Source organism: Bradyrhizobium sp. WSM2254, from assembly GCF_000472645.1.
Lineage (GTDB): Bacteria > Pseudomonadota > Alphaproteobacteria > Rhizobiales > Xanthobacteraceae > Bradyrhizobium > Bradyrhizobium niftali.
On sequence record NZ_AXAB01000002.1, the window covers coordinates 441,176 to 458,097 of the forward strand.

Here is a 16,922-nt window from a genome sequence, read left to right on the forward strand (position 1 = left end):
GCTACGCGCTCGCGCGGGGATGACGGGTCCGCTATCGCCTTTGCCGCGCTCGCGATGACGTCATGTCGCTTCTCCCGACGCCTGCCGTCCGTCATGCGCGGAAAACACCTCCTTGGCTGCGAACAGCCCGTTCACCGCCGCCGGGAAGCCGGCATAGACGGCCATCTGCATGATGATCTCCACGATCTCGTCGCGAGACAGCCCGACATTCAGACCCGCCTCGATATGCACTTTGAGCTGAGGCGCGGCATTTCCAAGCGCCGTCAGCGCGGCGATCGTCGCGATCTCTCGATCGCGCAGGCCGAGGCCCTCGCGGCTGTAAATGTCGCCGAAGGGAAACTCGATCACGTATCGTGCGAAATCCGGAGCGATGTCGGCGAGTGAGGCGACGACCTTTTCGCCGGCTCTGCCGTCAATGCGTGACAGGGCCCGCTGGCCGCGATCGAAGCGGCTTTCGGCTTGTGGTTGGGCGTGCGTCATTTTCCTTCGTCCTCTGTTCGTCGCCGGCATAGCCGGCGATCTTGGTATCAAGGACGAGCAGGCATTCCTGGAGTTCGGCAATCTGCGTGCGAACCTGTTCCCGGTGGTTTTCCAGCATCTGCCGCCGGGCTGGCCCGGTGGCTTCGCCTTCATCACGAAGCGCCGCATAACGCAACATGTCCCGGATCGGCATTCCCGTGGTCTTGAGCCGACCGAGGAATTCGATCCATGTGAGGATCGATGCGTCAAAGTCACGCTGGCCGGAACGATCCCGGTCTGCGTATGGCAGCAGCCCGATGCGCTCATAATAACGTAACGCGTGAGTCGACAAGCCGGTTCGTTTTGCGAGGTCGCCGATCTTCATGTGTGCCCGTTCTCGTACTGACGCACGTACAGATACCCCTTCGAGCGCACTCTAAGTCAAGGGGGATCGAAGGTGCCGTTCCCGCGAGGTCAAGATGGCACGACAGCAGAGGATTTCGGCGCGCCGGCTGGGCGGCAGCATCGCGGGATTCCGAGCTTCAGGATGCCGCCAGCCATTTCGGCACCCAGCGTTCCGGGCGCGGGGCGCGGGCAAGATCGGCCTTCGCCTCGGACAGCAGCGCAGGCTCGCCGTCGATGATCGGGCGCAGGTCGTATTCGAAGTTCGGCATGACGCGGCCGTCGGCGTAGAGCCCGAAATTCATCGCGTACCACAGCCCGAGCTCGGGCTGCGCACGGCGCATCTCCTCGCGCAGATCGCGCAGCAGGGATTCGATCGAAGATGCTTCCGCGAACGGCTGCGGTCCACGCGTGAGGACGCGCGCCTGATACTGCGCGCCCGATATCGCGACCTCGAAGTTGGTCTTGTCCCAGGGCTTCTTCCCCTTCGGCAGATGCGCAGCCAACCGCCAGCCGAGCTCGGCCATCAGGCGGTGATTGGCCCAATAGTCTTCGCGATCCCGGCTCCATTTTTCCACGAAGCCGCGAAAGTCGGGAAGCTCCGACGGTGCGTCGTCCGGCGTCATCGGCTCGCCAGCCGGCCGTCCGGCCAGCCACTGCGCGAGCTCGACCGTCTGACACTGGACCTCGTCATGCGGCAGCAGGTCGCTCCAGGCGTTCCCGAATTGCTGCGACGTCAGTTTTGCGAGCAGACCGTCAAGGCTCGGCGCCAGCAGCTCGTAGTCGCCCTCCGACCCGAGACCGACGATCGGCGGGTTGTCCCGGTCGAGACCGGCACCGTACCACCCGCCGACAGCCGAGCCGTCCGGAAGCCGCATGAACAGCGAAAACCTGTCGCGCAGGGGACTGCCGTCGACGATCGGCGCATGATCGGAGAACTGCCCTTGCAGGGAGAAGCGACCGACGCTGCCCCAGGGGCGCCCGTTCAGCCAGTCGGCGAAATCGACAAGCAGGGATGGCGCTTCGATGCCCGGCGGAAATGCGCCGCGAATGCTGTCGAGGTCGATCGGGTAAGGCGTGTCGGACAAGGCTGAATACTGTCTGGTTGGTCCCGCCAGTGTTGGTCTCAACGGACCAGCGTCCGGTTCGAACCAATTCGCGTCCTTCGATCACAAACGCGCCAGAGGCTCAATGGTTTCTGTGCGGTAATCGATGAAATACAATTACAAGGCTGGTGTCCGGGCCGGGCTGTGCGCAATCGGCACTGCATTGATCCTGCTCGCACTTCCCGCCGCGGCGCAATCGCCCTCACCCGCGCAGGCGCGGCAATGGTGTTTCGGCACCGACAAGGTCGGCGACGACCGGCGCCTCGCCGGCTGCTCGGCGGTGCTGCAAGCCAATCCATCAAATGCGCTCGCGCTTGCCAACCGCGGCGAGATCTTCCGGCGCAAGGGCGAAACAGAGCGGGCCCTGGCCGATCTCAACCGCGCCATCGATCTCGATCCGAAGGACTCCATCGCCTGGTACAATCGCGGCATTACCCATGACGATCTCGGCGATCGCGACCACGCCATCGCCGACTATACGAGCGCGATCCGGCTCAAGCCCGGTGATCCGCTCTACTATAACAATCGCGGCAATTCCTACATCGGCAAGAACGACTACACGCAGGCGCTCGCCGACTACGGTCAGGCGATCAAGCTCGATCCGAAATTCGCGCTCGCCTATTTCAACCGCGGCACGGCCTATCGCGAGCACGGCGAGGCCGATCGCGCGCTCGCCGATCTCGACATGTCGATCAGGCTCGATCCCAATTATGGGCCGGCCTATGGCAACCGTGCGCGCATCTTCCGCGACAAGGGCGATCGGACGCGGGCGTTTGCCGATTTCGGCAAGTCGCTTCAGCTCATGCCGAACAACGACCGCGACGCCTATGCGCGCGCGAACATGTATTTCGACGACCACGATTACGCGCGGGCGCTGGAGGATTACGACCGCGCCATCAAGGCCAATGCGAGCTATGCCGGCGTGTTCAACGCCCGCTGCATGACGCGCGCGATCGTCGGCCGCCTGCAGGAGGCGCTGGCCGATTGCGAGCAGTCGCTGCGGATGGCCCCCAACGATCCCTATACGCTGGACAGCCGCGCCCTTACCCACCTCAAGCTCGGCAATCTCGACGCGGCGATTGCGGACTACGACGCAGCGCTGAGCGCAAAGCCGGAGCTCGACAGCGCGCTCTACGGCCGTGGCCTTGCGAAACGGAAAAAGGCCGATGCCGACGGCGCCGAACGCGACATCGCGGCGGCCAAAGCACTCAATGCCGGCATCGCCGTCATGTTCGCCCGTTACGGCGTGCAGTAGGCTCTCGGCCGCAATGTGACACTATAGTGCATTCACGCAGGGGTCACGGACTCGTCCTAGTTCTCGCGCGCCTTTCAACGCGAGCGAGGAATGAGGATGAGCCGTCTGTCAGACATGCTGCGCACGCAGCGCTTCGACGATTACCGCTTCTACCACCAGAGCACCGTCAACCAGACGCTGCATCTCGTCAGTGCCGTGATCTTCCTCGCCTGCTATGCGCTGCTGTTCAGCGATCCGGCGCTTGCCGGCCTCATTGGCTGGCTTGCGATGCTGACGCGGCAGACCGGGCATTTCTTCTTCGAGCCGAACGGCTATGACGCCGTCAACGACGTCAGCAACGCATACAAGGAGGCGGTCAAGGTCGGTTACAACCAGAGCCGCAAGATCATCCTGCTCCTGGTCTGGGGCAGCGCGCCGCTTGCGGTGTATGCGTTCCCCACCCTGTTCGGACTGTTCGATCCGCCCGCCACGCGTCTCGACTTCATCCGCCATGTCGGCACGCTCTGGCTCGCGATTGGTATCGGTGGCGGACTTGCGCGCATGATCCAGCTCTTCCTCGCGCGCGATGTCACGACCGGACTGGTCTGGGTGTTCAAGGTGCTGACCGATCCCTTCCACAACATCGCCCTGTACTGGACATCTCCGCTCAAGCTGATGCGCGGCGAGCTCATCGACGGCGCGATTGCGGATGCCGATTGGGGGGCGGAGGACGCCGAAGAAGCTGCGCATCCGACCTGACCGATGCACGCCAGGGGTGTGTCTCGCAAAACACCCGCTTGACAAGCCCTGCCCTTCGGCTGTAGGCACGCGCCCCATGATCAACTCTCGGACCAACCGCCGCGCAGCTTTCCGTCGTCGCACCAGCGACGATGATGGGTTGCGCCATGTCCGACGACGCCGCTGAAGCACTGAATTCAGCCAGTTTTCGAGAAGGCCGCACCCGCAAAGTGCGGCCTTCTTGCTTTTTGCGTCCATTTTCCACCCGCCTCCAGAGGAGTTCGACATGACCACCGCCACCCATCCGTATGACGCGCTGATGGACATCACCGCACGGCCCAAGGCCGTGTTCGTCCGCGGCGCCGGCTCCTACCTCTGGGACGACAGCCGCAATCGCTATCTCGATTTCGTGCAGGGCTGGGCCGTGAACTGCCTCGGTCACTCGCCAGCGGCGATCGCCGACGCGCTCAGCGCACAGGCAAAACGGCTGCTGACGCCGAGCCCGGCGTTCTACAACGAGCCGAGCCTGAAACTTGCCGAAGCGCTGGTCGCAAACAGTGCCTTCGATCAGGTGTTCTTCGCCAACTCCGGCGCGGAAGCCAATGAGGGCGCGATCAAGCTCGCGCGCAAATACGGCAGCCTGCACAAGGGCGGCGCGTTCGAGATCATCAGCTTCGAAGGCGGCTTCCACGGCCGGACGCTGGCGACGATGTCGGCCTCGGGCAAGAAGGCGTTCGAGCCCCTGTTCGAGCCGAAGGTCGCCGGCTTCAGGAAGGCGAAGCTCAACGACATCGCCTCGGTCGAAAAGCTGATCAACGACAACACCGTCGCTGTCATGCTGGAGCCGATCCAGGGTGAATCAGGCGTGTGGCCCACGACCGATCGGTTCCTGCAGGAGCTGCGCGCGCTCACCGAGGCGCACGGTCTGCTGCTCATTTTCGACGAGATCCAGACCGGCATGGGCCGGACCGGAAAGCTCTTCCACTACGAGCACGCCGGCATCGCGCCCGACATCATGACGCTCGGCAAGGGCATCGGCGGCGGCGTGCCCCTCGCGGCCCTGCTTGCGACCGAACGCGCCGCCTGCTTCGAGCACGGCGACCAGGGCGGCACCTTCAACGGCAACCCGATCATGTGCGCGGTGGGCCTTGCGGTGCTGGACGAGGTCGGCAAGCCGGATTTTCTGAAGGCGGTCACCGAGACCGGCCTCCTGCTCGAAAGCGAGTTGCAGAAGGTCTCGGCCCGGCACGGCCTCGGCGGCGTGCGGGGGCGCGGCCTGCTGCTCGCGCTCGACCTCAAGCTGCCGATCGCGCCCGGCATCGTTGCGCAAGCGTTCGAAGCCGGCGTGCTGCTGAACGCTCCGCAGGTCGACACGCTGCGCTTCATGCCGGCGCTGAACGTCACGCGGGCGGAGATCGCCGAGATGATCGACTGCCTCGACGCGATCCTTACGAAGGCGGGCGCGGCAAGGCGGGTAGCGTAGAGCTTCCCACTTTCCGTCATGCCCGGGCTTGTCCCGGGCATCCACGTTCTTCGTTCCGCGCGTCAAGGCGTGGATGGCCGGGTCAAGCCCGGCCATGACGGCCTTCTCGAAGCGCGATCTACGGCTTCAAGATCGACGCGCCGGTGGTCTTGCGGCTCTCGAGATCGATATGCGCCTTGGCGGCATCCTTCAGCGCGTAGGCGTGGTTGATCGGCACGTGAAGCTTGCCGTTGATGACGGCGGCGAACAGCGTGTCGGCGCCTTCCAGCAACTCCTTGCGGGTGCCGACGTAGTCGTTGAGCTTCGGCCGGGTCGCGAACAGCGAGCCGTGGTTGTTGAGCTCGGCGATCGAGAACGGCGGCACGGGGCCCGAGGCATTGCCGAACGAGACGAACATGCCGCGCGGCTTCAGGCAGGACAGCGACCCCGGGAAGGTCGCCTTGCCGACGCCGTCATAGACGACGTCGCAGCCTTCGTTGCGGCTGATCTGTTTGACGCGCGCGACGAAGTCTTCCTCGTTGTAGAGGATGACGTGGTCGCAGCCATTGGCCTCGGCAAGCTCGGCCTTCTCGCGCGAGCCGACCGTGCCGATGACATGGGCGCCCATCGCCCTCGCCCACTGGCAGGCGAGCAGGCCGATGCCGCCGGCGGCGGCATGGATCAGCACGCGATGATGCGGCTCGACCTTGAAGGTCTTGTGCAGCAGATACCAGACCGTGAGCCCCTTCAGCATCAGCACGGCGCCCTGCTCGTGGGTGATGTGGTCGGGCAGCTTGACCAGCTTCTCCCAGGGAATGTTGCGCTCGCCGGTATAGGCGCCGAGATTGTAGTAGTAGGCGACGCGGTCACCGGGATGGAAATTCGTGACGCCCGGCCCGACCGCGATGACCTCGCCCGAGGCCTCGTTGCCGGCGATGAAAGGCAGCCCCGGCGCCTTGTAGAGGCCGGTGCGGTAGTAGACGTCGATGAAGTTCAGGCCCACCGCATGCTGGCGGATGCGCACCTCGCCGGGGCCGGGCGCCGGCACGTCGACGCTCTCGTAGACCAGGGCTTCGGGGCCTCCGACCTTGTGCACACGGACGGCTTTGGTCATTGACTGACCTCCTCTCGGTCGTCGCGGCGGCAAGCCAAAGACATCACGGCCACCTTGTCAACTCGACTTGGAATGGAACGGACCAAACGCGACTATTTGCCGGCTTTCCTGCGATTGCGCTTGGCCAGCACGTTGAAGAACTCCACCGCAGCCGAGAACGCAATTGCGAAATAGATGTAGCCGCGCGGGATGTGGAATTGGAATCCGTCCGCAACCAGCGCGACGCCGATCAACACCAGGAAGGCCAGCGCCAGCATTTTCGTGGTCGGATGCTCCGCGACGAATCGCGACACCGGCCCCGACGAAAGGTACATGATCAGGCAGGCGATCACGACGGCCGCGATCATGATCTCGATGTCCTGCGCCATGCCGATGGCGGTGATGATCGAGTCCAGCGAGAACACGATGTCGATGACGATGATCTGGACGATCACCCAGAAGAAGGCGTTGCGGCCGGAGGCCTGATCTCCCTCGCCGTCATCGGCCTCGACCTCGGCGTGAATCTCGTGCGTCGCCTTCGCGATCAGGAACAGGCCGCCGCCGATCAGGATGAGGTCGCGCCAGGAGAAGTCGTAACCCGCAAACGAGAACACCGGCGCGGTCAGGCCGATCAGCCAGACCAGAACGCTGAGCAGGATGATGCGGAAGACCAGCGCCAGCGCGAGCCCGATCTGGCGGGCGCGGTGCGCCTGCTTCTCGGGGATGCGCGAGACGATCACCGACAGGAAGATGACGTTGTCGATGCCGAGCACGATCTCGAGCGACGTCAAGGTGAGCAGCGCGGCCCAGGCCTCGGGGCTGGTGAGCAGATGCATCATGCGAAGGATCGTGCGAAACGAATCAATGCGTCGCTGAAGCTGATCCAGAGCGCGATGGCGCACAGCGCGAGCGTCACGCCGGGACCGACGCGAAAGTCCATGTCCAGCGTGTAGAGGGAGAGCACCGCCCAGATCGCGATCAGCGACATCGTCAGCCAGCGCAGCCGCACGACGCGGACCGGATGGAGCACGTGGAACGGCACGAAGGTCAGCACCACGAGGGCCGCAACCAGCAGCGTCGACCACAGCGGCGGCCAGTGCAGCAGGAACAGGTAGAACGCGGCCGCATTCCACAGCGCCGGGAAGCCGCGGAAATGATTGTCGTCGGCCTTCATGCGCAGATCGGCGAAATATAATGCGCTGGTGACGATGATGGCGACGCCGAGCAAGGGAGCCGCGATGGGCAGCAGCAGCCCGCTCGCCACGATCGCGTAGGCCGGCACGAACACATAGGTGACGAAGTCGACCACGAGATCGAGCACGTCACCCGACCAGTTCGGCTGCACGTTCTTGACGTCGAGCCGGCGCGCGATCGGACCGTCGATCGCGTCGATGATCAGCGCGACGCCCAGCCATTGAAACATCGCCGCCCAGTGCTCGCGCACGGCCTCCAGCATCGCCAGCAGCGCGATGGCCGCGCCGAAGGCGGTGAAAATGTGCACCGAGAAGGCCGCGGCGCGGATCGCCCGTTTCGGCTTCAGGGAATCCTGCTGAGTATCCATGGCTTCTGCTATCAGAATGAGACCGGTTTGCACATAAGCCATTGCGGCGCCCGGTCGCACAATTCGCCATAAAATCAGGGAAAAATAGGTGGGCTTGAATTTGCCGCGGGGCGTGTCAAATGTCGTTCCATGACAGACGCATCGACACTCTTTGACGCAGCCGTGATCGGCGGCGGACCGGCGGGCCTTACGGCGGCCGTCGCGCTGGCGCAGGCAGGTGCACGGACCGCACTGGTGGCGCGCCGCGTGCCCTATGCCGACAATCGCACCACCGCGCTGCTCGGTGCCTCGATCGAGCTCCTGGAGAGCCTCGACGTCTGGCCGCGCTGCAAGGACAAGGCGGCCGCGCTCGAAGTCATGCGCCTCGTCGACGACACCGGCCGGCTGTTCCGGGCGCCGGAGGTCCGCTTCTCCTGTCACGAGATCGCGCTCGACGCCTTCGGCTACAACATCGACAACCGCTCGCTGATGCTGGCACTGGAGGCGCGCGCGGCCGAGCTGCCCGGGATCGTCCGTTTCGACGACGAGGCCGAAAGCGTCCTCGTCGAGGCCGACGACGTCGCGATCCGCACGGCCTCCGCGCAATTCCTCACGGCCCGGCTCGTGGTCGGCGCCGACGGCCGGCATTCGCTGTGCCGGGAGGCCGCCGGCATCGCGGTGACGCGGCGCGAGCTGACGCAGACCGCGCTCACCTTCAACGTCGGCCATGCGCGGCCGCATCGCAATGTCTCGACCGAGTTCCACACGCCGCACGGGCCCTGCGTGTTCGTGCCCCTGCCCGGCAACCGCTCCAGCATCGTCTGGGTCGCAGCTCCCGCGGAAGCCGAACGGCTCCGCGGCTTAAGCGACGAGGAGCTGTCCGCCGCGATCGAGAAGCAGTCGCATTCCATTCTGGGACGTATGACGGTCGAGCCCGGGCGCAACCTGTTCCCGCTGGCGATCGAACGTCCCGCATCCTTCGGCCGCGACCGCATCGCGCTGGTTGGCGAAGCCGCCCATGTCGTTCCCCCGATCGGAGCCCAGGGCCTCAACCTTGGCCTGCGCGATGCCGCCGACATTGCCAGGCTCGCGGGCGAGGCCATCGCATCGGGCCAGGATCCCGGCGCAGCCGACGTGCTCCAGCGCTACGACCGGGCGCGGCGCCCGGACATCCTGAGCCGGACCTTTGCGATCGACATCGCCAACCGCTCCTTGCTCAACGATTTCCTGCCGCTCCAGCCGGTCCGCGCCGTCGGCATGCACCTGCTCGGCGCCATCGGCCCGCTCCGGCGCTTCGCCATGCGGGAGGGGCTGACGCCGACGTGGCGAAGGTAACGCCTCTCACGGAAACGCCAGCCGGCCGGTCTGGATCGCCCACATCACGCTGGTCAGCGTGACCACCGACGCAAACGTCCCGAGCAGCACCGCGACGGAGGCGGATTCGATCCAGGCCCCGTTCTGCCGGGCGATCACGAATACGTTCAGCGCCGGCGGCAGCGAGGCCATCAGCACGGCGGTCGCGGCCCAGGGCTGCGCGAACGGGCCGAACGCCAGCATCAGGCCGAACGCTGCAAGCGGATGGATCAGGAGCTTCACCACGATCACGCCCGGCACCTCCCACGGCACCCGGTCGAACGGGCGGAGCGCCACGGTCACGCCGAGCACGAACAACGCGGTCGGGGCAGCTGCGTTCTGGAGGAAGGTGATGGTGCGGTCGAGCGCGACCGGCAGCTCGATATGCAGCGCTGCCACCGCCGCACCAAAACAGGCCGACATGATCAGCGGGTTGAGCACGATCTGCTTCAGCACCACGCCGAAGGCGTGCACGATCGAGGGATGATCGCGGTCGGACAGTTCGATCAGGAGCGGCACGATCGTGAACAGGAAGATGCTGTCGCAGCAGAAGATCAGCGCGGTCGGCGCCGACGCCTTCGTCCCGAGCACGGCGAGCGCCAGCCCCGGCCCCATATAGCCGATATTGCCGTAACCGCCGGAGAGCCCTGCCAGCGTCGCCTCGCGCAGCGTCAGGCGGCCGAGAACCTTGCCGACGACCAGCGCCAGCGCGAACGCCGTAACCGTCGACAGCGTGGTCGCCACCAGGAACGGCGGGTTGTTCAGCTCGGCAAACGGGGTCTTCGACATGATCGCGAACAGCAGCGCCGGCAGCGACACGTAGAGCAGGAAAAAGTTCATCCAGGCGAGGCCCGTTTCCGGCAGCGCCTTGACTTTGCCGCAGGCAAATCCGACGAAGATCAAGCCGAAATAAGGTAATGACAGATTGAGGATATCGGCCATTTCTAAGGTTTTTTCTGAAGACTTGGGGCCTATCCGCCCCTTGGGCGAGCATTAATTCCAGGTGAGGCCACTAGCATCGGCCACAATCCTGGTCTATCGACGGTGAATGATTAAAGCGCGGACCGCGAAATTCCAGATCGGACAGGTCGTTCGCCACCGGATCTTCTCGTTCCGGGGCGTGATTTTCGACATCGATCCGGAATTCAACAACACCGAGGAGTGGTGGCTGTCGATCCCCGAGGAGGTGCGGCCCCACAAGGACCAGCCGTTCTACCATCTGCTCGCGGAGAACGCGGAATCGGAATACGTCGCCTATGTGTCCGAGCAGAATCTGTTGCCCGACGAGTCGGGCGAACCGATCCGGCACTCGCAGGTCGCCGAGATCTTCATCAAGGACAAGGGCGGCGGCTACCGTCCGCGCAATCCGTCGCTGAACTGAGTCGAGCCGCCGGCACGCGGCCAATAAAAAAGGCGCTCGAAGTGAGCGCCTTTTTCATGTCCGGGATCTGGTCCCGATTATTTCTGGCCGGCCGGAGCCGCACCGGGCGCAGCGCCGCTCTGCTCGAGCTTCTTGCGCTGCTCGTCGGCCTTCTTCTGAAGCTCTTCCTGGAGCTTCTTCTGGGTTTCCTCGAACACCTTCGGATCGGTCGGCGGACCGTCATAGGCCTTCTGGAATTCGCCAGCGAGCGGCAGCGGCAGGGTCAGCGGCGCGCCGTTGGCGTTGATCGCCTGGACAACGAGATTCTGGCCCTTCTTCATGTTGGCGATGAGCTCGGGCGTGGCCTCGTAGTCCGACATGCAGCCGTTCTGGAAGCAGATCACGTACGGGCTCTGCAACGGCGCGTTGCTGTCCACGATGATGCGGGTGCCGTGCACGAGCTGCATGCCGAGCGGCAGCGTCACGCGCAGGATCTTCTTCGGCTCGCCTTCCGGCTCGATGATCACGGCGGCGATGACCGGCTGGCCCGACTCGATGCGGCCGTCCTTGCCGGTGAAGCAGACCTGCTTGGCATTGGCGTCCTGGCCCTTGAGGCAGAACTTGGTCCAGGGGGCATAGATCAGCTGGATCTGCTGATCGGCCGGCTGGGCTGCGCCGGGCTGCGGGGCGCCCTGCGCTGGGGCCTGCTGGGCCTGCGGCGAGGCCGCCGGCGCGGGAGCCTTGGGGGCAGCCTTCGGAGCGGCCTTCGGGGCCGGAGCTGGAGCTGCCTTGGGCGCGCCGGGGGCCGGCGTCGGGGTCTGGGCCTCGGCGGCAAACGGGACGGCCAACGCCGTCGCCGTCAACAAGGCGAGAAGTCGCCCGCGCGGCCGGACGGACGCGGCCAAGTAACGTAAATTCATTGCGGAAAACCCTTTCTGAACGGGAAGTGCCCGAACCGCTCCGAAGCGCCGAACCTGGCCGCCTTGGGCGCGGCTCTCTCCCCGTCAATTGAGGCGGATAAGTGACGGGCTCGACGCTCTTGCGCGATTGCCCGCCTTCTTAACGTGGCCGACGAAAAGATCAATGCCGACAACCGTCTTTGGCCGCCCTGGCGCCAGCGCCCCACCAAATTCCCTGTGATAGGATTCAGGTCCGCCGGTCCTCGAATCAACGTGTGCCGATGTTCATGTTCCAGCGCCTGCTCGAGGGCCCCGGCATCCGCCATTGCATCATCCTCGCCTCGGTCCTCGTTATGGCCCTCGCCGCCGGGCTGCCGGCAAGCGCGCGGGCCGAGGAGGCCCATGCCATCGCCATGCATGGCAAGCCGGCGATGCCCGCCGGTTTCACCCACATGCCCTACGCCAATCCCGATGCCCCCAAGGGCGGCCGGCTGACCTGGGGCATGCTCGGCACCTTCGACAGCCTCAATCCCTTCATCGTGAAGGGACTGGCCGTGCAGCAGATGCGCAGCTACGTGGTCGAAAGCCTGCTTGCGCGCGGCCAAGATGAACCGTTCACGCTCTATGGCCTGCTCGCCAAATCGGTCGAGACCGACGATGAGCGGAGCTATGTCACGTTCCGCCTCGATCCCCGCGCCCGCTTCTCCGACGGCAAGCCGGTACTCGCCGAGGACGTGCTGTTCTCCTGGCAGCTTTTGCGCGACCACGGCCGCCCGAACCTTCGGCAATACTACGCCAAGGTCGCCAGGGCCGAGGCGCCCGATCCCCTCACCGTCCGCTTCGACCTCGCCGGCGCCAATGACCGGGAACTGCCGCTGATCCTCGGCCTGATGCCGATCCTGCCGAAGCATGCGGTCGATGTCGCGACCTTCGAGGAGACGACGCTGACGGGGCCGGTCGGCTCGGGCCCGTATCGGGTCGCCGCGGTGAAGCCCGGCGCCAGCGTGACGCTCATGCGCAATCCCGATTATTGGGGCCGCGACCTCGCCGTCAATCGCGGCCTCTACAATTTCGACGAGATCAGGCTCGACTATTTCCGCGAGGCCAACGGCCAGTTCGAGGCCTTCAAGCGTGGCCTCTACGATTTCCGCGTCGAGAACGAGCCGCTGCGCTGGCACGACGGCTACGATTTTCCGGCCGTCAGAAGCGGCGAGGTGATCCGCGACACGGTCAAGCCCGGCGTGCCGCAGCCCTCGGAATTCCTGGTCTTCAACACCCGCCGTCCGATGTTCGCCGACATCCGCGTGCGCCAGGCACTGACGCTGCTGTTCGATTTCGAGCTGGTCAACCGCAACTACTTCTTCTCGCTCTATTCGCGCGTCGCCGGCTATTTCGCCGGCTCGGAGCTGTCAGCCTATGGCAAGCCGGCCGACGCGCGCGAGCGCGAGCTGCTCAAGCCGTTCGCCGCACAGATTCCACCCGATGTCATGGACGGCAGCTACCGCCTGCCGGTGACCGACGGCTCCGGACGCGACCGGACCACGCTGCGCGCCGCGCTGAAACTGTTGTCGGAGGCCGGCTACGATCTCGACGGCACCGTCCTGCGCAACCGCACGACCAAGGCGCCCTTCACGTTCGAGATCCTGGTCACGACCCGCGACCAGGAGCGCATCGCGCTCGCCTTCCAGCGCGACCTCAAGCGTGCCGGCATCGAGCCGAGGGTACGGTCGGTCGATCCCGTGCAATTCGACCAGCGCCGGCTCGCTTACGAGTTCGACATGATCCAGAACCGCTGGGACCAGTCGCTGTCGCCCGGGAACGAACAGTCTTTCTATTGGGGCAGCGCCGCCGCCGACAATCCCGGCACCCGCAACTACATGGGCGCCAGGGATCCGGCGGTCGATGCCATGATCGGCGCCCTGCTGGAGGCCCGTGAACATACGGCCTTCGTCTCGGCGGTGCGCGCGCTCGACCGCGCCCTGATCGCGGGCTTCTACACAATCCCCCTGTTTAACGTATCCGAGCAATGGATCGCGCGCTGGAATCGGATAGAACGGCCGAAGGCCATCGCGCTGTCCGGCTACCTGCCGGAGACCTGGTGGTCGAAGGGTGAGCCCAGTCAAGCGAAGTGACGCCGTGAACCAGCCAGCCGTATCGCCGACGCTCGACACGCTGTTCCAGCGCACGCTGATGCGGCAGCCGCACGCGACCGCCCTGCTCGACCCCCTCAACAAGGCGCGCGTGACCGGGCACCAGCCGCGGCGGATGAGCTATGCCGAGGCCGATACCGCCATCGAGGCGCTGTCGGCCTATTTCGTCGAATCGGGCCTGCCGGCCAATTCCGTCATCGCAATCCAGCTGCCTGCTACGGTCGAGTTCGTGCTGACCGTGCTCGCCGCCCATCGCGCCGGCCTCGTCGTCGCCGTGCTGCCGCTGCTCTGGCGCCACGCGGAACTGACCGCTGCGCTCAACCGCACCGCGGCGCGCGCCATCGTCACCATGAGCAAGGTCGACGGCGTCAGCTATGCCGACCTCGCGATGCACGCTGCGGCCGAGGCGTTCTCGATCCGCCATGTCTGCGGCTTCGGCATCGACCTGCCCGAGGGCATGGCCGCGCTCGACGAGGTGCTGGCCCGCCCGCCCGGCACCACGCGTGCCGTGATCCAGGACGGCCGCAAGGCGGCGATGATCTCCTTCGACGTCACGGCGGAAGGCTTTCGTCCGGTGCCGCGGCCGCATTTCAGCCTGATCGCCGGTGGCCTCGCGATGTCGCTGGAGGCCGACATCAAGCAGGGCGCGACCGTGATGGCGGCGTTCACGCCGATGTCGTTCGCCGGCCTCGCCTCCTCGCTCGCGGTCTGGCTGCTCTCGGGCGGTGCGCTGGCGCTGCATCATCCCTTCGAGAACGACGTGCTGGAGCAGCAGATCAACGAGCATGAATGCGAGGTGCTGATCGCGCCCGCGCAGCTCGCGCTGCGGCTTGGCGATTCCGACCTGGCGGCACGGATGCCGACCTTGCGCAACGTCATCGGCCTGTGGCGCGCGCCCGAGCAGGTGGCGGCAAGCGATGCCTGGATCGCGCCGCATGCGCCGCTGACCGACGTCTATCTGTTCGGCGAGGCCGGATTGTTCGGCGCCCGCCGCGGCGAGGACGGCATGCCGGTGGCGGTGATGCCGGGGCCGCACGGCGCTCCGCGCGAACAGTCCGGCTCCTCCATCGCCGGCGAGATCCTGCTGACGCCGAAGGGCACGCTCGGCCTGCGCGGGGCGATGGTGCCGATCGCGGCCTACGCGCCGCCGCAGCCGGTCGGCGATACGCTGATCGCGCAGCCGCCGCGCGACTATGTCGACACCGGCTATGCGGCGCGGCTCGACCGTCCAAGCGGTGCGATCTGCATCACCGCGCCGCCCTCCGGCATCATGGCCGTCGGCGGCTACCGCTTTCTCTCCAACGACCTCCAGGAATGGGCGCGCCGGCTCGGCCAGGGCGCCCTGCTCACCGCGCTGCCCGACCGCCTCTCCGGTCACCGGCTGGCGGGCCGGGCCCAGGACAACGCCCGCGCCCGCGAGGCGCTCAACGAACTCGGGCTTAACCCACTGATGGTCGAGGCTTTTCGCGACCGCTCGGGGGCGGCCTAGGCGCATTTTCGACCCATCCGTTGACGCTGCATTAAGGCGGCCAAACTAGATTGCGCAGCATCTGTCGCGTGATCCGAGTTTGCGATGTCCCAGGCGGGCCCGATCCTCTTTGTATCCAATGCCGAGCGCCCCGCCTTCGTTGCGGCGCTGGACGAGGCCCGTCTCTTTCCCGTGGTCGACACCGACTGGGCCAGCGCGGCGCGCGCGGTCGAGCAGGTGCAGCCGGCCGCGGTTCTGGCCGCAATGAACAGTGGATATGAGCCGTATCTGGCGCTGCTCGCCAGGAAGATCGCCGACCAGTCGCCCTACCTTCCCTTCGTGGCCCTCGATGCAGCAGGCACGCTGCCACACAACGCCCTGCCCTTCTCTTCGCGCGGCAACCCCGACCGCCTGAGCGCGCGGCTGCGCGCCGCGCTGCGTGTCCGCACCCTTCACGCCACTGTGCTGCGCCGGCTGCCGGAGGTGAAGGTCGCGCTGCCGCAGAGCGATCCGTCGCGCGATGCCACCGTGCTCCTGATCGGCCGCGGCGCCGCCTATCCCGCTCTGTCCGTCGCTCTCGGCGAACGCGTCGGCGTCATCGGCGCGCTCTCGATCGAGGCCGCGGCCAAGCATCTCAACACCCGCGACATCGACGGCGTCGTGCTGGCCGAAGGTTTTACCGCGCGCGTCACCGACGCCTTCCTCACGGTGCTCGCCGAGGACACCCGCTTCCGCAGCCTTCCCGTGATCGTCACCGCGCACCAGCTCGTTCAGACGTACGACCTGCCCAATCTCGAGCTCATCCCGGGCGAGCCGGCGAAAGTCGCCGCCAACGCGCTGCCGCTGATCCGCCAGCACGCGCTGGAAGCGCAACTGAGCCGCACGCTGCGCTCGATCGATGCCGGCGGCTGGCTCGATCCGCGCAGCGGCCTGCTCACGACGGAAGCCTTCGCCCGCGACTTCTCCAAGGCTGTCGAGCAGACGCTTGCCCGCGGCGGCGGCCTGTCGGTGGCGCGCTTCGCCTTCGATCCCTCAAATCCTCGCGCCCAGCTCGATGCCGCGCGCATCCTGAGCCGCCTGATGCGGCAGATGGACTTCGGCACGGCGCAGAAGGACGGCTCGGTCATCGTCGTCTTCGCCGAGACCGACTTCCGCACCGCCCACATGATCGCTCGCCGCCTCTCCGCGGTGATGCGGCACACCTCCAACGGCAAGCACGAGATGCGCAGCGATCCCGTGGTCAGCGTGGACTCGCTGTCGTCGTCGGATACGGCAAGGTCGTTGCTGGCGCGGCTGTCAGCCGACGCCTCGCGCGCGGCGTCGTAGTCAACCGCCGGCGTTCCCGGATCTTTTGCTTGTCTTGACGTCCGCCGTCGGGCCTCGGCGGCTCAGTTCATCATGAGCTTGATCTGGCCGTCCTCAAAGGCTCCCATCGCGAGAGCGTCGCGAGCCATCTTTTCGACGGCCGGCCAATTGGCGAGAAGGTATTTTTGCGCCTGCGCCTTGGTTGGGAGCGTGGTTTGCAAAATACAGGTCTGCCGCGCGTTCCCGTTCGCGATCTGAAAGGACACGGCCTGGGGCCCCTCTTTGAGCTCTTGCTCGGTGGGCTTGGGAAATTTGCGCATGCGGCTCCTTCTCGGGGCTCAGCGAACCGGTGC

General features: G+C 65.9%; 17 protein-coding genes. 8 read left to right on the forward strand and 9 right to left on the reverse strand.

Features of this window, described 5'->3' with window-relative positions; translation table 11 throughout:
• Positions 1-60: 60 nt before the first annotated feature.
• The 3 genes from A3M7_RS0104580 to A3M7_RS0104590 form a co-directional block, all read right to left on the reverse strand.
• The gene (locus tag A3M7_RS0104580) at positions 61-480 is read right to left on the reverse strand and encodes a carboxymuconolactone decarboxylase family protein (protein WP_027542862.1); all 420 of its coding nucleotides are present in this window, start codon (positions 478-480) and stop codon (positions 61-63) included.
• Positions 413-844, reverse strand: a complete 432-nt coding sequence (locus A3M7_RS0104585) for a MerR family transcriptional regulator (RefSeq protein ID WP_027542863.1) — start codon at positions 842-844, stop codon at positions 413-415. The genes A3M7_RS0104580 and A3M7_RS0104585 overlap by 68 nt, the downstream gene beginning before the upstream one ends.
• A 157-nt stretch (positions 845-1,001) precedes the next feature.
• A complete protein-coding gene (locus A3M7_RS0104590; RefSeq protein WP_027542864.1) occupies positions 1,002-1,949 on the reverse strand; it encodes a hypothetical protein in 948 nt (315 codons plus the stop codon).
• Positions 1,950-2,073: 124 nt separating this feature from the next.
• Here A3M7_RS0104590 and A3M7_RS0104595 point away from each other — a divergent pair, with 124 nt between their 5' ends.
• From A3M7_RS0104595 to A3M7_RS0104605, 3 genes are all read left to right on the forward strand, one after another.
• Entirely contained in the window at positions 2,074-3,222 is a 1,149-nt protein-coding gene (locus A3M7_RS0104595) for a tetratricopeptide repeat protein (RefSeq protein WP_027542865.1), read from the forward strand.
• A 96-nt stretch (positions 3,223-3,318) separates the two neighbouring features.
• Entirely contained in the window at positions 3,319-3,960 is a 642-nt protein-coding gene (locus tag A3M7_RS0104600) for a membrane protein (RefSeq protein WP_027542866.1), read from the forward strand.
• A 265-nt stretch (positions 3,961-4,225) separates the two neighbouring features.
• A complete protein-coding gene (locus A3M7_RS0104605; RefSeq protein ID WP_027542867.1) occupies positions 4,226-5,422 on the forward strand; it encodes an acetylornithine transaminase in 1,197 nt (398 codons plus the stop codon).
• A 118-nt stretch (positions 5,423-5,540) separates the two neighbouring features.
• Here A3M7_RS0104605 and A3M7_RS0104610 read toward each other — a convergent pair whose 3' ends face one another.
• The 3 genes from A3M7_RS0104610 to pcsA all read right to left on the reverse strand — a co-directional run bounded on the left by A3M7_RS0104610 (position 5,541) and on the right by pcsA (position 8,097).
• Positions 5,541-6,515 (reverse strand): quinone oxidoreductase, encoded by a 975-nt coding sequence (locus tag A3M7_RS0104610; RefSeq protein WP_027542868.1) that lies wholly within the window; start codon positions 6,513-6,515, stop codon positions 5,541-5,543.
• A 92-nt stretch (positions 6,516-6,607) separates the two neighbouring features.
• Complete coding sequence (locus A3M7_RS0104615) at positions 6,608-7,333, reverse strand: TerC family protein (RefSeq protein ID WP_027542869.1); 726 nt, start codon at positions 7,331-7,333, stop codon at positions 6,608-6,610.
• Complete coding sequence (gene pcsA / locus A3M7_RS0104620; protein ID WP_027542870.1) at positions 7,330-8,097, reverse strand: phosphatidylcholine synthase; 768 nt, start codon at positions 8,095-8,097, stop codon at positions 7,330-7,332. The genes A3M7_RS0104615 and pcsA overlap by 4 nt, the downstream gene beginning before the upstream one ends.
• 87 nt (positions 8,098-8,184) lie before the next feature.
• Here pcsA and A3M7_RS0104625 point away from each other — a divergent pair, with 87 nt between their 5' ends.
• Positions 8,185-9,369 (forward strand): UbiH/UbiF family hydroxylase, encoded by a 1,185-nt coding sequence (locus A3M7_RS0104625; protein ID WP_027542871.1) that lies wholly within the window; start codon positions 8,185-8,187, stop codon positions 9,367-9,369.
• Between the two features lie 6 nt (positions 9,370-9,375).
• Here A3M7_RS0104625 and A3M7_RS0104630 read toward each other — a convergent pair whose 3' ends face one another.
• Complete coding sequence (locus A3M7_RS0104630; protein WP_027542872.1) at positions 9,376-10,329, reverse strand: AEC family transporter; 954 nt, start codon at positions 10,327-10,329, stop codon at positions 9,376-9,378.
• A gap of 106 nt (positions 10,330-10,435) precedes the next feature.
• Between A3M7_RS0104630 and hspQ the strand changes: the two genes are divergently transcribed.
• Complete coding sequence (gene hspQ / locus A3M7_RS0104635) at positions 10,436-10,768, forward strand: heat shock protein HspQ (protein WP_011087359.1); 333 nt, start codon at positions 10,436-10,438, stop codon at positions 10,766-10,768.
• Positions 10,769-10,845: 77 nt separating this feature from the next.
• Here hspQ and A3M7_RS0104640 read toward each other — a convergent pair whose 3' ends face one another.
• Positions 10,846-11,667: an invasion associated locus B family protein gene (locus tag A3M7_RS0104640; protein ID WP_027542873.1), complete on the reverse strand. Its 822-nt coding sequence runs from the start codon at positions 11,665-11,667 to the stop codon at positions 10,846-10,848.
• Positions 11,668-11,927: 260 nt separating this feature from the next.
• On the opposite strand from A3M7_RS0104640, the gene A3M7_RS0104645 reads away from it, so the two are divergent.
• The 3 genes from A3M7_RS0104645 (at position 11,928) to A3M7_RS0104655 (ending at position 16,590) form a co-directional block, all read left to right on the forward strand.
• The gene (locus A3M7_RS0104645) at positions 11,928-13,778 is read left to right on the forward strand and encodes an extracellular solute-binding protein (protein WP_027542874.1); all 1,851 of its coding nucleotides are present in this window, start codon (positions 11,928-11,930) and stop codon (positions 13,776-13,778) included.
• Positions 13,779-13,782: 4 nt separating this feature from the next.
• On the forward strand, positions 13,783-15,285 hold the full coding sequence (locus A3M7_RS0104650; protein WP_027542875.1) for a class I adenylate-forming enzyme family protein: 1,503 nt from the start codon (positions 13,783-13,785) through the stop codon (positions 15,283-15,285).
• 84 nt (positions 15,286-15,369) lie between these two features.
• Positions 15,370-16,590, forward strand: a complete 1,221-nt coding sequence (locus A3M7_RS0104655) for a hypothetical protein (protein WP_027542876.1) — start codon at positions 15,370-15,372, stop codon at positions 16,588-16,590.
• Positions 16,591-16,652: 62 nt separating this feature from the next.
• On the opposite strand, the gene A3M7_RS0104660 is transcribed toward A3M7_RS0104655, so the two are convergent.
• Positions 16,653-16,889 carry a hypothetical protein gene (locus tag A3M7_RS0104660; RefSeq protein WP_027542877.1) on the reverse strand — a complete coding sequence of 79 codons (237 nt, stop codon included), beginning with the start codon at positions 16,887-16,889 and terminating at the stop codon, positions 16,653-16,655.
• Positions 16,890-16,922: the final 33 nt, after the last annotated feature.

Bases quoted from the DNA above. Each gene is read 5' to 3' on its own strand.
- A3M7_RS0104580 (WP_027542862.1), bottom strand. From the start codon at position 480: ATGACGCACGCCCAACCACAAGCCGAAAGCCGCTTCGATCGCGGCCAG.
- A3M7_RS0104585 (WP_027542863.1), bottom strand. From the start codon at position 844: ATGAAGATCGGCGACCTCGCAAAACGAACCGGCTTGTCGACTCACGCG.
- A3M7_RS0104595 (WP_027542865.1), top strand. From the start codon at position 2,074: ATGAAATACAATTACAAGGCTGGTGTCCGGGCCGGGCTGTGCGCAATC.
- A3M7_RS0104600 (WP_027542866.1), top strand. From the start codon at position 3,319: ATGAGCCGTCTGTCAGACATGCTGCGCACGCAGCGCTTCGACGATTAC.
- A3M7_RS0104605 (WP_027542867.1), top strand. From the start codon at position 4,226: ATGACCACCGCCACCCATCCGTATGACGCGCTGATGGACATCACCGCA.
- A3M7_RS0104610 (WP_027542868.1), bottom strand. From the start codon at position 6,515: ATGACCAAAGCCGTCCGTGTGCACAAGGTCGGAGGCCCCGAAGCCCTG.
- A3M7_RS0104615 (WP_027542869.1), bottom strand. From the start codon at position 7,333: ATGATGCATCTGCTCACCAGCCCCGAGGCCTGGGCCGCGCTGCTCACC.
- pcsA (WP_027542870.1), bottom strand. From the start codon at position 8,097: ATGGCTTATGTGCAAACCGGTCTCATTCTGATAGCAGAAGCCATGGAT.
- A3M7_RS0104625 (WP_027542871.1), top strand. From the start codon at position 8,185: ATGACAGACGCATCGACACTCTTTGACGCAGCCGTGATCGGCGGCGGA.
- A3M7_RS0104630 (WP_027542872.1), bottom strand. From the start codon at position 10,329: ATGGCCGATATCCTCAATCTGTCATTACCTTATTTCGGCTTGATCTTC.
- hspQ (WP_011087359.1), top strand. From the start codon at position 10,436: ATGATTAAAGCGCGGACCGCGAAATTCCAGATCGGACAGGTCGTTCGC.
- A3M7_RS0104640 (WP_027542873.1), bottom strand. From the start codon at position 11,667: ATGAATTTACGTTACTTGGCCGCGTCCGTCCGGCCGCGCGGGCGACTT.
- A3M7_RS0104645 (WP_027542874.1), top strand. From the start codon at position 11,928: ATGTTCATGTTCCAGCGCCTGCTCGAGGGCCCCGGCATCCGCCATTGC.
- A3M7_RS0104655 (WP_027542876.1), top strand. From the start codon at position 15,370: ATGTCCCAGGCGGGCCCGATCCTCTTTGTATCCAATGCCGAGCGCCCC.
- A3M7_RS0104660 (WP_027542877.1), bottom strand. From the start codon at position 16,889: ATGCGCAAATTTCCCAAGCCCACCGAGCAAGAGCTCAAAGAGGGGCCC.